This is a genomic window from Veillonella sp. VA142 (assembly GCF_003992135.1).
Classification (GTDB): Bacteria; Bacillota; Negativicutes; order Veillonellales; family Veillonellaceae; genus F0422.
The window spans coordinates 15,078-32,392 of sequence record NZ_RQVN01000019.1; the positions used below are offsets into that span (position 1 = coordinate 15,078).

1 protein-coding gene is annotated in these 17,315 nt (G+C 40.8%); it reads left to right on the top strand.

From position 1 onward, the window contains the following. Window positions 1–459 precede the first annotated feature (459 nt). On the top strand, window positions 460–17,315 hold a 16,856-nt coding region (locus EO117_RS07380; RefSeq protein ID WP_164727540.1), incomplete at its 3' end, for a hypothetical protein.

Genomic DNA, 17,315 nt, shown 5'->3' on the forward strand with positions numbered 1-17,315 from the left:
TATTGTATTACTTTACTTATAACTATAATAAGTTATATTAATAAATGGGGGGGGGTAAAAAGAAAACATGAAGAAAAGATGAAGAACTTTATATTTTTTCATCTTCTCTTCATAAAAGCTAGTAAAAAATAGGAATTATAATTCAATAACTTGAAGTTTTATGCGATTTTTTTAGGGAAAGTACTATAAAAGTCTAGTATTTTAGTGTATAATAAAAATTAATAATTAAAATATTTTTATTGAATCTTGCTACATTGCGTGAATGGATGATAATGTATTTTCTTATAAATGATGACTAGTATCGTATAAGTACAATGACAATGTTATGTATCATATATCTACGATTTGTAACTGGTAGCATAGAAGGAAACAAAGGATACGATTCTCCAATTCAGTGAGTTTGCAAAATTGTGAACACAGGTGTTGGAGTTGAAGGATAGTTATATGTATGGAGGTTGTATGAAATCGAGCCAAATATTTTTAGAATGTGAACGCTTTCTGAAACGAGCATTAAAAGACAAAGGGCGCTATACCAAAGGGGCCGTTATCGCTTTCTTGATTACAGGAGGCATTGGGGTTAGTGTGCCTAGTACGGTGCATGCGATCGTACCAATCGGTAGACTAGTGGATGCTTTTGATGCACTAGGGTTGGGTTCACAATATGGGGGCGCTACTAGTGAAGAAAGAAATGAAAAGATATTAAACTCTCGTGTAAGTGCTTCTAAAATTACATTTAGAGATTTGTATGGTTTACTATATCATGGTCCTTTGGCTACAGCGAGTACCCAAACTTCAGCAGGTTTAACAGTTAACCAAGGCTATGTGACATACCAAGGCAGTAATGTTACGGGGGGTGAGGATACCACTATAACAGGAGCTGGGGCAATAGCATTAGGAGGTCACTCTCAAGCTGTTGGGATAGGCACGCTTGCGTTGGGAGAATATTCCCGTGCAGCAGGTTCTGACGCCATGGCGTTGGGGCTTAACTCTAATGCCACTGCAACTGAATCTGTAGCAGTAGGCCATGATGCACGTTCTAAATCCGACTATTCCTTAGCTTTAGGTAGTAACTCTGCAGCATTAGGTCAAGGTTCCAATGCGGTTGGTTATAACACCAATGCAGGTAGTAATGCGTCATTGGCGATTGGTTATAATACCTTTGCTAATGCTAGTACTACAGGTTCAGAGGCGTTGACGTCGGCTATTGCTACGAACTCTTCTCGTTTATCAGCAGATACATTTGCTAAGTTAGAAGACTATAAAAGTTATATGTTTATGCGAGATAATGCGAAAGTAGCCCTTGATGCGGCAAAAAGTAATCCATCTTCGACAACGCAAAAAATTCAGCAATATGAAGAGGCCTATAAGGCTGCAAATAAAAGATTTACACAAGCAAAAAGAGATTTAGAAGCTCAACAAGACTACCAGAATCTGATTAATAATACAGACAATGGTGCGTTAAAAACTGCGTTGGAAACACCGGGAGGAATCGCAACGTTTTTAAATGACAACTATAATAATGAGGAATTTCGGAATAAAGTTACGTCGAAGGTTAATACAACAGTAACTCCAACGGGATCTAATGCCATTGCGATAGGTAACAATACAGTGGCAAATGGAAATGCAAGTATTGCGCAAGGTGTGGGTACGGCTGCCTTAGCTGATGCAAGTATTGCTCTAGGTGCAGCATCCCAGGTTGATAAATATGCACATCAATCGATTGCCGTTGGGGTAGGGTCCCAAGCGTATAAAGAAAACTCTATTTCTATGGGTGTGCGTTCGGCTACCTATGGGGCTGGTGATGTTGCTATTGGTAACCGTGTGCAGATAGTGGGAGATAGTGCAGTTGGTGTCGGATTTAATACGAGAGTATTATCTGAGAATGGTACTGCTATAGGCACGAATGCGAAAATTGAAAGAGATTCTAATAATTCATTAAGTATGGGTTATTTTTCAAATGTTGGTGCTGGTTCAAAAAATAGTATTGCTTTAGGGGCACAGGCGAACATAAATGATGGGGCAAATTCCGTTGCCATTGGTACATCTACACAAGTATTATCTGAAAATAGTGTCGGATTAGGTAATAATGCCTATGTGAATGGGGGTTCTTCTAAAAGTGTAGCTATTGGTGCATCAAGTAAAGTTATGGATAAGAGTGCTATAGCCATAGGGGAAGCAGCAGAGGTTAGCCAAGGGGCAGTGCAGTCTATATCCATCGGTAAAGATTCCAAAGCGGTCGGAAAAGATAGCGTTGTCTTGGGTACAACAGCTTTAGGGAATGCGACAGATACGATTGCTATTGGTAATAAAGCCACTGCTAATAATGACCAAAGTATTGTTATTGGTAAGGATGCATCGGCTAGCAGAAAGAACTCTATCGTATTAGGTACAGGATCTACCGATTACTATCGAGGCAAGGCACCAAAGCTGAAAGACGGCGCTAATCCATATGCTAATTATACAGATCCTACAACAGTGTATGAATATGGTAGTGATGGAAATGTTGTGTATGAAGAACAAGAAGGCGCTAATGTTCCATCTTTCTTACCACGTGGCACAGAAGCGGGTAAAGAACTTCAAAAGCTGGATAAATTAAACTTAGGTGTTGTTTCTGTAGGTGGCGGAGAAGTTACAATTCAAGATGATAATGGTAATGATAAGAAGATTCATGCATTGCGTCGTATTACAAATGTGGCACCAGGTGCGCTAGATACAGATGCAGTCACAGTAGCACAATTACGTGCATGGCGTGAAACTGACCCTCATTTCTTGTCTGTAAACAATAAGGAAAAGGCGGATGAACGATCGACTTCGACGATAGGTTGGGATGCGTCAGGAAATACATTAGAAGCTCGTAACTCAAACTATCTTAATGATCAAGCTTTAGGTTCCAATAACATGGCCTTAGGTAAATATGCAAAAGCTGATAATAAGGCACTTTCAGCGATTGCTATTGGTGCAGGTTCTGGCGCATATGGCAAATACTCTATCGGTCTTGGTACGACGGTATATGCTGGTGGAGATCAATCCATTGCAATAGGTTCAATTGCGAAATCTCGTGGACAGAACTCTATGGCTATGGGATTAAGTGCTGAGGCTGTTGGTAAAGATGCCATGTCAATAGGTCCACTATCTAATGCAAGACAAGAGGGGGCGTTAGCATTAGGTGCTAACTCCGATGCGAGAAAAATTGAGTCCATAGCGTTTGGCCGTACAGCCTATGCGAATGCCACAAGTGGTATTGCTATCGGTAAAGCTGCTAAAATTGGTTTAAATATAGACAAAGATGGTAACGATATTCCAGATGGCACTTGGACAGGAACTCGTGCAATTGCTATCGGTGAATCTTCGGAAGCAAGACGAGATAAAGATATCGCTATCGGTTATAATTCTATTACGAAAGCAGGAACGGCACTTTCAATCGGCTCTGAGGCGACAAACTATGGCGAAAATTCAGTTACTATTGGCTCTAAAGCAAAAGTTAATCCGACAGGGAATGATGCAAAAAGTACTAATAGTATTGCTATCGGTCTTCAAGCAGAGGTTACCAAAAAAGAAGCGATTGCAATTGGTTCCAGCGCTAAGGTAGACGCTGATAATGGCGTGGCTATTGGTAAAAGTGCATCTGGTTCTGGTACTAATGCGGTAGCACTTGGTAAATCTGCGACTAGCGCGGCTACTAGTGGTATTGCTATTGGTGATGGTGCCACTGCAAAAGCAGATGCGAACGATAACGCCACTACTTGGAATGGTAAATGGAGCGGAAATAATACTGTGGCTATTGGTACTGGTGCGACAGCAAAACGTGACCAAGACGTGGCTATCGGTAGATCTGCTTCTGCAAAAGGCGGAGATGCAGTAGCGCTTGGTTCGGGTGCTTATACATTGGGTGAAAACTCTGTTGCTATTGGCTCTAATGCAAGAGTAGATGATAATAGTACAGCAGCTGAGGATGTGAAAGTTCGCGCAAATAGTATTGCGATTGGCCGAGAGTCATATACAAATAAAAAAGAAGTCATTGCTATGGGTACTGGCACTCGTGTTACAGCGAAAGAAAGTGTTGCCATTGGTAAAGGTGTTAACATTAAAGATGGTGCCATTGATGGTGTTGCATTAGGTAAAGATGCTGCGATTAAAGAAAATGCAACATACGGTGTAGCTATTGGTCAAGGTGCGACTATTAATACAAATGCGACCTACGGTACAGCCATTGGTCAAGGAGCCCAAATTGATCCGAATGCAACATATGCAACTGCTGTTGGTCAGGGTGCTAAAGTACAATCTAATTCGGGTGCAGCCTTTGGTACAGGTGCCACTGCAGCGGGAGTAAAAACTCTGGCATTAGGCTCTGGAGCGAAAGCAACTGAGGAAGGATCCGTTGCACTTGGTTCTGAATCCGTTGCAGGGGTAGCAGCAGGCATACAAGGATGGGATCCAGCTAATGGACGTTTGAATACTTATGATCCTGCGATAGCTGGTCACACTGCTTCTATATCTGGTTTAGGCTCTGTTTCTGTAGGTGCAGAAGGCAAGTTGCGTCAAATCACTAACTTATCTGCAGGTACTCAGGATACAGATGCAGTGAATGTAGCACAATTGAAAGCGACAAACTTAAAGATTACTGGTAATACTACAGCAGATGCAGGTGCTGACGTACTTTTATATAAACAAACATTAAATGTAGTAGGAGACGGTACCTACCTAACATCGAATGCTAGTGGTAATACCATCACAATGGACTTGACGCAGTCTATAAAAGACAAAATCGCTGAGGTATTTGTTACTAGCTTTACAGGCGATCAAGGGTCTAAAGTAACACCAACAGCAACTAGTAATACCGTGAATGTAACGGGTAAAAAGTTCACAAATGGTTCTGAGCCTAACTCTATATGGGCAGATGGCGGAGCACGTTATGAAACTGGTAACGTAGGTACTTTCACTACAGGAAATACAGTTGCTATTGGATTACGTCCTGAATTAAAATCAAAAAGCTTTACTGCTTATAAATATGATGGTAATAATCAAACTTCAACAGCTGGTCCATCTATTTCTTACGACAGCATTAACATGAATGGTAAGCCAATCACTAACCTTGCTAATGGTGTAGCGGATGGTGATGCTGTCAATAAATCGCAATTAGATGCAATCACTTGGAATTTAGGAGCTAAGGGTACTGACGGTACTATCAGCCGAGTGGTACCTAGTAATGATGGGAATAAACGTGTCGACCTAGTTGGAGATGGCGGTATTTCTGTAACAGCTAATGGTAGCACAGTAACGATTAGCGGTAGTAAAATTTTAGATGCTATGCCAGTAGTATACACAGATGCAGAAGGCAACCGCGTGTATAAATATACAGATGGTAAGTATTATAAAATAGAAAATCCTGTGGTTGGTAAAGATAAACCAGTAACAAATGTACAAGCTAGTTTAGTGAGTGCAAGCCCTACAACAGGAAAAACAGATACTACGACTCCGACTATATTTAATAATGTTGGCTCTGTCATTCAAAACCAAGGTGTAACTGGTAACACAACTCCAACATTTACAGAACGTTTAAAGGTAGCAGCTACGAATAACCCTAATGCAGCAGTGAATGTAAATGATTTAAACAGTACCGCAGCGGATTTGAAAAATAGAGAACTACATATTACGCCAGCGGACTATACGCCTAATAATGATGGTGATGTTTCTTTATCCTATTCTGATGGTAATGGAAGCGTTGTATCAAACACAAAAGCGACTATTAAAGGAGTAGCCAAAAAATCAGATTTAGATACCGTGAAAGGCCAAGTGGAACATACTATTGCCCTTGGGGATGGAACGGCGACGGGTTCTACTACAGCTAAATCTTTAAAAGACGGTAACGTGAAATTCAATATCAAGAGTGCTAATGGGTACATTACCACAGCAGCTGCTGGGGATGATGTAACATTGACTTTCAACGATAGCGGATTAGCAAAAACTGACTTGTCCAATATTACGGATGCGGGTAAAAACGTAATCACTGGTCTTACGGAAGTCACAGCGGGTAAAAATATTACTGTAAACCCAACAACAAACACGACAACAGGTAAAAAGACCTATGAAGTTGTGGCGAATGACCAAGTGGAATCTGTTACTACATCAGCAGCAGATTCTGGAGACGAAAATATCGCTACTGTTTCTATGGTGTCCGGAACAGATCAATCTGCCAATGCTCGTTATGGTGTAGGCGTATCCAAGAAAAAAGTAGCTGAAATCGCTCAAGGTGCAGTGGAAGTAACAAATGGTTCAGACAATGTTACTGTTACACCAGATACAACAACAGCTGGTAAAACGATTTACAAAGTATCTGTAGATAAAACTAAATTAGCAGCTGGTACGAATACAACTGTTGAAGGTGAAGGTACAACAGCTAAGCCATACAAAGTTAATGTAGCCGGAGATCTTACTCAGATTACTTCCATCACAAATGCTGAAGGTAATGGTAAAGTAACCTTCGGTGCGAATGGCGTAACTACTTTCACAAGTGGTGCAGCGGCAGGTGATAAACCTGTTAGCATCGATGGTAAACAAGGCCATGTAAATGGTTTACAAAATACTGAGTGGAATGTAACAAATCCAACCTATGTATCTGGTCGTGCTGCTACGGAAGATCAGTTAAAAGCACTGAATACGGAATTAAATAAAAAATCTACTACAGATTATCGTTTGATTGCAAATCCAGAGGCAAATAGTGGTGGAGCATATAAACCAGAAGATGGAACTATTTCCTTAAAAGTGAAAGACAGCACAAAAGTTGATGGTACACCTGAGACGATAACGATTAATGATGTGGCATCTAAAAAAGTGTTAGATGCATTAGTAGGTCGTGGTATCACTTTAGGTGGGGATAATAACTCTGCTACAGATAAACAAACATTAGCTAACGATGTGAAGTTTAACATTACAGGTGATACTAACTACATTACAACTACCGCTAGTGGATCTAATGTAAAACTTTCATTCAACGATGCTGGATTGGCGAAAAAAACTGATGAATGGAACCTTGCGGTGAATGGCACAAAAGTTGCTCCAACGAATAAATTGGTGAATCTTGTAAATGGTGATAACATCACGATTGCTAAGCAGGATGATGGTTCCGTGAAAGTAAGTGCTACAGGGTTAGCAAAAGAAGACTTGTCCAACATCACGGATGCAGGTAAGAAAGTAATTACTGGATTAGGTACAAAAATTGAAGCTGGTGAAGGTATTTCTGTTGGAACACCAACTACAGATCCTACAACTGGCCAAACTACCTATACTATTTCTGCTACTAAAACTAAATTAGTAGATGGTACGAATACAATTGTTGAAGGTGAAGGTACAGCAACTAAGCCATATAAAGTTAATGTAACTGGTGATCTTACTAATATTACATCTATCACTAATACAGCAGGTACTGGCAAAGTAAGCTTTGCTGGTAATGGCGTTGTAAAAGTAGATGGAGATCATCCAGTATCTATCGATGGCAAACAAGGCTATATTAATGGTTTACAAAATACAACATGGAATGTAACAAACCCAGTAGCAACTTCAGGTCGTGCAGCTACAGAAGATCAGTTGAAAACAGTTAATGACGAAGTGAACAACAAAGCAGATAAAACTGCATTGTGGGACTTGGCTGTTAACAATGGTACATCTACAGATAAAGTAGTTCCACAAGCTGGTGCACAAGCAACAGATAACAAGCGTATTGTCTTAAAAGGTGAATCCGGTGTTACTGTTAAACAAGAAAACGGTGTGATCACAATCGGCGCTGAAAAAGGTGTAGATAACGATACGATCACAACAGTATTCAATACAGATGGCACAGTTACAGTGACTCCATCTACAACAGATGCCCATGCATACGATGTAAAAGTAAATGCTAAAAAATTGGGAGAAGCGCAAGCGTTAATCTTCGTAGATAACAACGGAACTCAAGTATTTAAACAACCAGATGGTACTTTCAAAAAAGCAGATGGTACAGCGTATACTGGTGATGTTCATACAAAAGTAAATACAGAGAATCCACAACGTGTAGACAATGTTGGTTCTGCGATTGATGGAGCAAAAGTAACTACTGATGCAGGTCAAGAAAAACCGAATGCAACCTTCTTAGAAAAATTAGAAGTTGCAGCAAAGGACCCTGTAACAGGCAAGTCTGCAGTCAACGTGTCTGATTTGAAACAAGCTTCCGATGCAAGTATTGCTAAAGCAGTAAAAGATGCAGCAAGTAATGAACTTCACATTAAACCAACAACAGATACAGAAAAATATACTGTAGATGGAAATGGTGATGTAACATTAACCTACGTAAATGGGGATGGAACACCTGCAGCTAATACAAAAGCAGTCATCTCTGGTATAGCTAAAAACGATTTATCGAACATCACTAATGAAGGTAAAAAAGTTATCACTGGCTTAGGACCAACGATCAATGCAGGAGATGGTATTACAGTTACAGCTGGAACACCAGATGCTACTACAGGCAAACAATCCTTTACAATTGCGGCAAATAAACAAGTAGAATCTGTGACGAAAGCCGATACTGCAGAAGGCGATGAAAATATCGCTACTGTGACTATGATGGATAATACTGTAGATAAAGCAGCCAATGCTCGTTATGGCGTAGGTGTATCTAAAAAAGCAGTAGCTAATATCGCTAAAGATGCAGTAGAAGTAAAAGCTGGAGATAATGCAGATAATGTTACTGTAGATAAAGATACAAATACAGAGGGCAAAACAATCTACAAAGTATCCGTAGCTAAAACAAAATTAGCAGCTGGTACAAATACAACTGTAGAAGGTGAAGGTACAGATGCTAAGCCATATAAGGTGAATGTAACAGGTGACTTAACTAATATCACGTCTATTACTAATACAACAGGCGCTGGCAAAGTGACATTCGATAACAATGGTGTTGTAAAAGTAGATGGAGATCATCCAGTATCTATCGATGGCAAACAAGGCTATATTAATGGTTTACAAAATACAACATGGAATGTAACAAACCCAGTAGCAACTTCAGGTCGTGCAGCAACAGAAGATCAGTTAAAAGCAGTCAATGACGAAGTAAACAACAAAGCAGACAAAACTGCATTGTGGGACTTAGCAGTTAACAATGGTACATCTACAGATAAAGTAGTTCCACAAGCTGGTGCACAAGCAACAGATAACAAGCGTATTGTCTTAAAAGGTGAATCCGGTGTTACTGTTAAACAAGAAAACGGTGTAATCACAATCGGCGCTGAAAAAGGTGTAGATAACGATACGATCACAACAGTATCCAATACAGATGGCACAGTTACAGTGACTCCATCTACAACAGATGCCCATGCATACGATGTAAAAGTAAATGCTAAAAAATTGGGAGAAGCGCAAGCGTTAATCTTCGTAGATAACGATGGCAACCAAGTATTTAAACAACCAGATGGTACTTTCAAATATGCTGATGGTAATAAATATGAAGGTACTGTTCATACGAAAGTTAATACAACGGCGCCTCAACGTATAGATAATGTTGGTTCTGCGATTGATCCAAATGGAACTTCTACAGATTTCTTAGGAGATTTAAAAACAGCCTCAGAAGATGCTACAAAATCTAAAGCAGCTGTTAACGTATCTGACCTTAAAAATGCATCTGATGCAAGCATTGCCAAAGCAGTTACTGATGCTACAAACAAAGGCATGAAATATGCTGGGGATAACTATAAAGCGGCAGACGGTATAACGGCTGAGCAAAACGGAATCACTAAGAAATTAGGAGAACGTTTAGAAATCGTTGGTGGTGCAGCAGCTCCTTTCACAGTAACAGATAACATTGGTGTCAATGCAGTTAATGGTAAGTTGAAAGTCCAATTAGCTGAATCTTTAACAGGCATTAATTCCATTGCAGGTAAAGGTGGTACAAATCCATTCACAATTTCCAATGGTGGCACAACGTTAACAATTAACAATGGTGAAGGAACAAACCCCGGCACAATCTCCGTGGGTGGTGCAAGAATAACAAATGTAGCAAACGGTACAGGTAATAACGATGCAGTTAACGTGAGCCAATTAAATGCAGTAGCAGGCAAAGAACTTCACGTTAAACCGACAACAGCTACAGAAAAATACACTGTAGATACCAACGGTGATGTGACATTAACTTACGTAAATGGTAACGGTGAAGCAGTAGCTGATACAAAAGCTGTCATCTCTGGAGTAGCTAAAAATGATTTGTCTAATATCACAGATGATGGTAAAAAAGTTATCACTGGTTTAGGAACAGAAATTACAGCAGGCGACCGTATTACAGTGGGAAAACCTACCGTAGATGCTACAACTGGCAAGAAAACATATACTATCTCTGCAAATAAGCAAGTAGAATCTGTTACGACAGCAACTGCTGAAACAGGTGATGAAAATATTGCTACTGTTTCTATGGTGCGTGGAACTGATGAAGAAGCTAATGCTCGTTATGGTATTGGTGTATCTAAGAAAAAAGTGGCTGAAATTGCTCAAGGGGCAGTAGAAGTGACAAACGGTTCAGATAATGTAACGGTAAATCTAGATACAACAACTGCTGGTAAAACTGTGTACAAAGTATCTGTAGCTAAAATAAAATTAGCAGATGGTACAAATACAACTGTAGAAGGTGAAGGTACAGAAGCTAAGCCATATGAAGTGAATGTAAAAGGCAACTTAGGTAACATCACATCTATTACAAATACAGCTGGCACTGGTAAAGTGACATTCGATAACAATGGAGTTGTGAAAGTAGATGGGGATCATCCAGTATCCATCGATAGTAAACAGGGCTATGTGACTGGGTTACAAAATACAACTCTAACTGTAGACGGGTTTGGAACATCTAATCGTGCTGCAACAGAAGAACAATTAAAAGCGGTAAAAGATATTGCTGATGCGGCGTCTACAACAGATTTCCGCTTGATTGCGAATCCGGAAGCAGGTAGTGATGGTGCATATAAACCAAATGATGGAACTATTGCTTTAAAAGTTAAGGATACTAAACAACCTAATAGTACGCCTGAAACGATTACTATCAATGATGTGGCATCTAAACAAGTATTAGATACTGTAAAAGCAAATCAATGGGATTTAGCAGTTAAAAAAGATAATGTTACTACCAATGTAGTACCACAAGCTGGCGCGCAAGCAACAGATAACAAACGAATTGCTATCGAAGGTAAAAATGGCGTTGAAGTTAGTCAAGCCGATGGCGTTATTACAATCAGTGCACCAAAAGGTGTAGACAACGATACAATCACAACTGTTACATCTACTGATGGTACTGTCACTGTTGATACTGTAGGCGGAAATGCACACGCATACGATGTAAAAGTAAATGCTCAAAAATTGGGAGAAGCGCAAGCGTTAATCTTCGTAGATAATGCTGGTAACCAAGTATTTAAACAACCAGATGGCACTTTCAAAAAAGCAGATGGTACACCATATACTGGTGATGTTCATACAAAAGTAAATACAGCGACTCCACAACGTGTAGACAACGTTGGTTCTGCTATCGATACGGCTGTAGTGAAAGATGCAGCTGGGGCAGTTAAAAACAATGCAACGTATTGGGAAAAATTAGATAAAGCGAATACGGATACACCAAATGCAGCGGTTAACGTATCTGACATTAAAAATACAGCCAATGCAGTGATTGGAAAAGTGACAGATACAGGCATGAAATACGGTGCGAACCTTCCTGCTACAGCTGGTGGAGAAAAGGTTGTTACAAACAAACTTGGCACTACTGTGAACATCGTAGGTACTGCAGATGTTACGAATGCAACAGAAGCAGATAAACAATACGATGGCAACAACGTAGTAACATCTATTTCTCAAGATTCAGCGACTGGCGACACAACGGTAACTGTGAAGTTAAACAAAGATTTAACATCTAAATCCTTGACAACAAATACGGTAACTGTGAAAGGTGAAGACGGCAAAGATGGACAAGCGGGCAAAGATGCAGTCGTAACTGTCGGTGAAAAAGGTGAACCAGGTGTAGCAGGTAAAGATGGTAAACCAGGTTCTGATGGCATCATCGGTGTCAATGGTAAAGACGGTGCCTCTGTTGTCATCAAAGGTAAAGACGGCACAATCGGCTTAACTGGACCGAAAGGTGCTGACGGACAACCAGGCAAATCCATCAACATTGGCATGAAAGATGGCTATAATGGTGCGGATGGAGCTGATGGTGTTCCAGGCGTTCGTGGTGAAAAAGGTGTTGACGGTCAAGACGGCATCACTCGTATCGTATACACAGAAGGTGGTAAAGAACATCAAGTAGCGACCATGGACGATGGCATGAAGTATGGTGGCGACAATTATAAAGCAGCTACCACTACAGCAGCCGAACAAAACGTAATCGCTAAGAAATTGAATAACCGCTTAGATATCCTTGGCGGTGCAACAGGTACATTGACTGACAACAACATCGGTGTGAATGCTGATGGTGGTGTGTTGAAAGTTAAATTGGCAGAATCTTTAACAAGTATCAATTCCATTGCAGGTAAAGGCGGTACAAATCCATTAACTATTTCCAATGGCGGTACAACATTAACAATTAACCCTGGCACAAAAACTACTGGTGAAGACGGTACCGAAACAGTAACTCCAGGCAATATCTCCGTTGGTGGGGCAACAATCACTAATGTGGCAAAAGGCTCAGGTGATACAGACGCTGTTAACGTAAAACAATTGAAGGATGAAGTTGGCAAAGCGAAAACAACGGTAACTGTTAATAATAACAATACAGATGCCAATAAAAATCTTTCCTTAACGACAACTACAGCGTCTGATGGACATACTAACTATGACGTTCGTTTGGCGGATACAGTAACTCTAGGCACTGATGCTACTAAACAAGTGACAATGGATGGTACAGCTGGTACTATCACAGCGGGCACAGGTAATAATGCCGTATCTGTAGATGGTACGAATGCAAGCATAATAGCTGGAACTGGTAACAACATTGTGAAAGTAGATGGCTCTAATGGTCAATTGACAGCAGCAGGGGTTGTAGTAGGTAACCAAACAGTGACTCCAAGTACAACTGGCGTAGCTCCTACAACAGGTGGTACATCTGAAACTGGCAACTATGTAACAGGTCTTGGTAATACATCATGGACTATCAATAACCCAACGTATGTATCTGGCCGTGCAGCAACAGAAGATCAGTTGAAAACAGTTACCGGCGAGGTTAATAACAAAGCAGATAAAACTGCGTTGTGGGATTTGGCGATTGCAAGCGATGATCCAAATGGCGCTAAGGTTACTCCAAAAGATGTAGCAGGAGATAATAAGCGTATTGTCTTAAAAGGTACAGGCGGAGTTACTATTAGCCAAGACAATGGTGAGATTACTATTGGGGCACCAGTAGCTGGTACAGATAATAATACGGTAACTACTGTGACATCTACCGATGAAACCGTGTTGACTGCCAAAGATACACCAGCAGATGGTAATCATGCATATGCTTTAACAATTAACAAACAAGCTATAGTAGACGGTTCTCAATTACCTGTTGTATATACAACAAAAGATGGTAAAAAAGTAACCATTGATAAAGATGGTAAATTCCATACGGTAGATAATCCTACGGTAGAAGTAAAACCAGAAGACGTAGAAACTCGTATTCAATCGGCAGCAAAAAGTACAACAGCTGGAGATACTATTCTTAACAACGTTGGATCTGCCATCGCCAATACAAACGTTCCAGAAGGTACAGGAACTAAACAACATCCAACATTCTTAGAACGTTTGGAAGAAGCTGCGAAAACGACTAACCATCCAAATGCAGCAGTGAATGTATCTGACCTTAAACAAACATCTGATGCAGTGATTGGAAAAGTGACAGATACAGGCATGAAATACGGTGCGAACCTTCCTGCTACAGCTGGTGGAAATAAGGTTGTCACAAACAAACTTGGTTCTACTGTGAACATCGTAGGTACTGCAGATGTTACGAATGCAACAGAAGCAGATAAACAATACGATGGTAACAACGTAGTAACATCTATTTCTCAAGATCCAGCGACTGGCGACACAACTGTGACAGTGAAGTTGAACAAAGATTTAACATCTAAATCCTTAACGACTAACACAATCACTGTAAAAGGTGAAGACGGCAAAGATGGACAACCAGGCAAAGATGCAGTCGTGACTGTCGGTGAAAAAGGTGAACCAGGTGTAGAAGGCAAACCAGGTAAAGATGGTTCTAACGGTACTATCGGCGTGAACGGTAAAGACGGTTCTGCAGTTGTGATTAGTGGTAAAGACGGCTCTATCGGCTTAACTGGACCTAGAGGGGCAGATGGTACACCAGGCAAATCCATCAACATTGGCATGAAAGAGGGCTATGATGGTGAGGATGGAGCTGATGGCGTTCCAGGCGTTCGTGGTGCGAAAGGTGTTGACGGCAAAGACGGCATCACTCGTATCATATACACTGAAGGCGGTAAAGAACATCAAGTAGCTACCATGGACGACGGCATGAAATATGCTGGGGATAACTACAAAGCGGCGACTACTACAGCAGCCGAACAAAATGTGATTGCTAAGAAATTGAACAACCGCTTAGACATCCTTGGCGGTGCAACAGGTACATTGACTGACAACAACATCGGTGTTAATGCTGATGGGGGTGTGTTGAAAGTTAAATTGGCCGAATCTTTAACAGGTATCAATTCCATCGCTGGCAAAGGTGGTACAAACCCATTAACTATTTCCAATGGTGGTACAACATTAACAATCAATCCAGGCACAAAAACTACTGGTGAAGGTGGTACTGAAACAGTAACTCCAGGCAATATCTCCGTGGGTGGTGCAACCATTACTAATGTGGCTAAAGGCGAAGGTGATACAGACGCTGTTAACGTAAAACAATTGAAAGATGAAGTTGGCAAAGCAAAAACAACTGTAACTGTTAATAATAACAATACAGATGCCAATAAAAATCTTTCCTTAACGACAACTACAGCAGCTGATGGACATACTAATTATGACGTTCGTTTGGCGGATACAGTAACTCTAGGCACTGATGCTACTAAACAAGTGACAATGGATGGAACAGCTGGTACTATCACAGCGGGCACTGGTAACAACACTGTGAAAGTAGATGGATCTACAGGCCAATTAACAGCAGCAGGGGTTGTAGTAGGTAACCAAACCTTAAATCCAACAGCGGCGATCCCAAGCCCTGGCGTAATTCCAGCAGCTGAAACTGGCAATTATGTAACAGGTCTTGGTAACACAACATGGACTATTAATAACCCAACTTATGTATCTGGCCGTGCAGCAACAGAAGATCAGTTGAAAACAGTTACCAGCGAGGTTAACAACAAAGCAGATAAAACTGCATTGTGGGATTTGGCAGTTAACAACGGTACATCTACAGATAAAGTAGAACCACAAGCTGGAGCGCAAGCAACAGATAACAAACGAATTGTTTTAAAAGGTGAATCTGGTGTTACTGTTAAACAAGACAATGGTGTTATCACAATCAGCGCTGAAAAAGGCGTGGATAACGATACGATTACAACAGTTACGTCTACTGATGGTACTGTTACTGTTGATGCTGTAGGTGGAAATGCACACGCATACGACGTAAAAGTAAATGCTCAAAAATTGGGAGAAGCGCAAGCGTTAATCTTCGTAGATAACGATGGCAACCAAGTATTCAAGCAACCAGATGGTAGCTTCAAAAAAGCAGATGGTACAGTGTATACTGGTGATGTTCATACAAAAGCAAATACAGCAGCACCACAACGTGTAGACAACGTAGGATCTGCCATTGCCAATATAAACGTTCCAGAAGGTACAGGAACTAAACAAAATCCAACATTCTTAGAACGTTTGGAAGAAGCTGCGAAAGCGACTAACCATCCAAATGCAGCGGTTAACGTATCTGACCTTAAAAACACAGCCAATGCAGTGATTGGAAAAGTAACAGATACAGGCATGAAATACGGTGCGAACCTTCCTGCTACAGCTGGTGGCAAGAATGTTGTCACAAATAAACTTGGTTCTACTGTGAACATCGTAGGTACTGCAGACGTTAAAAATGCAACAGAAGCAGATAAACAATACGATGGTAACAACGTAATCACGACAGTTGGACAAGATGCTAACGGCGACACAACTGTGACTGTGAAGTTAAACAAAGATTTAACATCTAAATCCTTGACAACCAATACAGTGACTGTAAAAGGTGAAGACGGCAAAGATGGTCAACCAGGTAAAGATGCAGTCGTGACTGTCGGTGAAAAAGGTGAACCAGGTGCTGAAGGTAAACCAGGTAAAGATGGTTCTGATGGCAAAATCGGTGTGAATGGTAAAGACGGATCTGCAGTTGTGATTAATGGTAAAGACGGCTCTATCGGATTGAATGGCAGAGATGGTGCTAATGGTCTTACTATGAAAGGTGACAAAGGTGCAGTTGGATTAGACGGCACAGATGGCGCTAATGGCAAAGACGGCATGACTCGTATCGTATATGAAACGAAACATCCAGATCCTAATAATGCTGGTAAAGAAATCACAGTGAAACATGAAGTAGCTACGATGGATGACGGTCAAAAATACAGCGGTGACAATTACACAGCAGCAACAGCAACTGAAGCTGAAGCGAATGTAATCAACAAAAAACTAAACGAACGTTTAGAAATCGTTGGTGGTGCAGCAGCTCCTTTCACAGCAACAGATAACATCGGTGTCAACGCAGTTAATGGCAAGTTGAAGGTCCAATTAGCAGAATCTTTAACAGGCATTAATTCCATCGCTGGTAAAGGTGGTACAAACCCATTAACTATTTCCAATAGTGGTACAACATTAACAATCAATCCAGGCACAAAAACTACTGGTGAAGGTGGTACTGAAACAGTAACTCCAGGCAATATCTCCGTGGGTGGTGCAACCATTACTAATGTGGCTAAAGGTGAAGGTGATACAGACGCTGTTAACGTAAAACAATTGAAAGATGAAGTTGGCAAAGCAAAAACAACTGTAACTGTTAATAATAACAATACAGATGCCAATAAAAATCTTTCCTTAACGACAACTACAGCAGCTGATGGACATACTAATTATGACGTTCGTTTGGCGGATACAGTAACTCTAGGCACTGATGCTACTAAACAAGTGACAATGGATGGAACAGCTGGTACTATCACAGCGGGCACTGGTAACAACACTGTGAAAGTAGATGGCTCTAAAGGTCAATTAACAGCAGCAGGGGTTGTAGTAGGTAACCAAACAGTGACTCCAAGTACAACTGGCGTAGCTCCTACAACAGGTGGTAC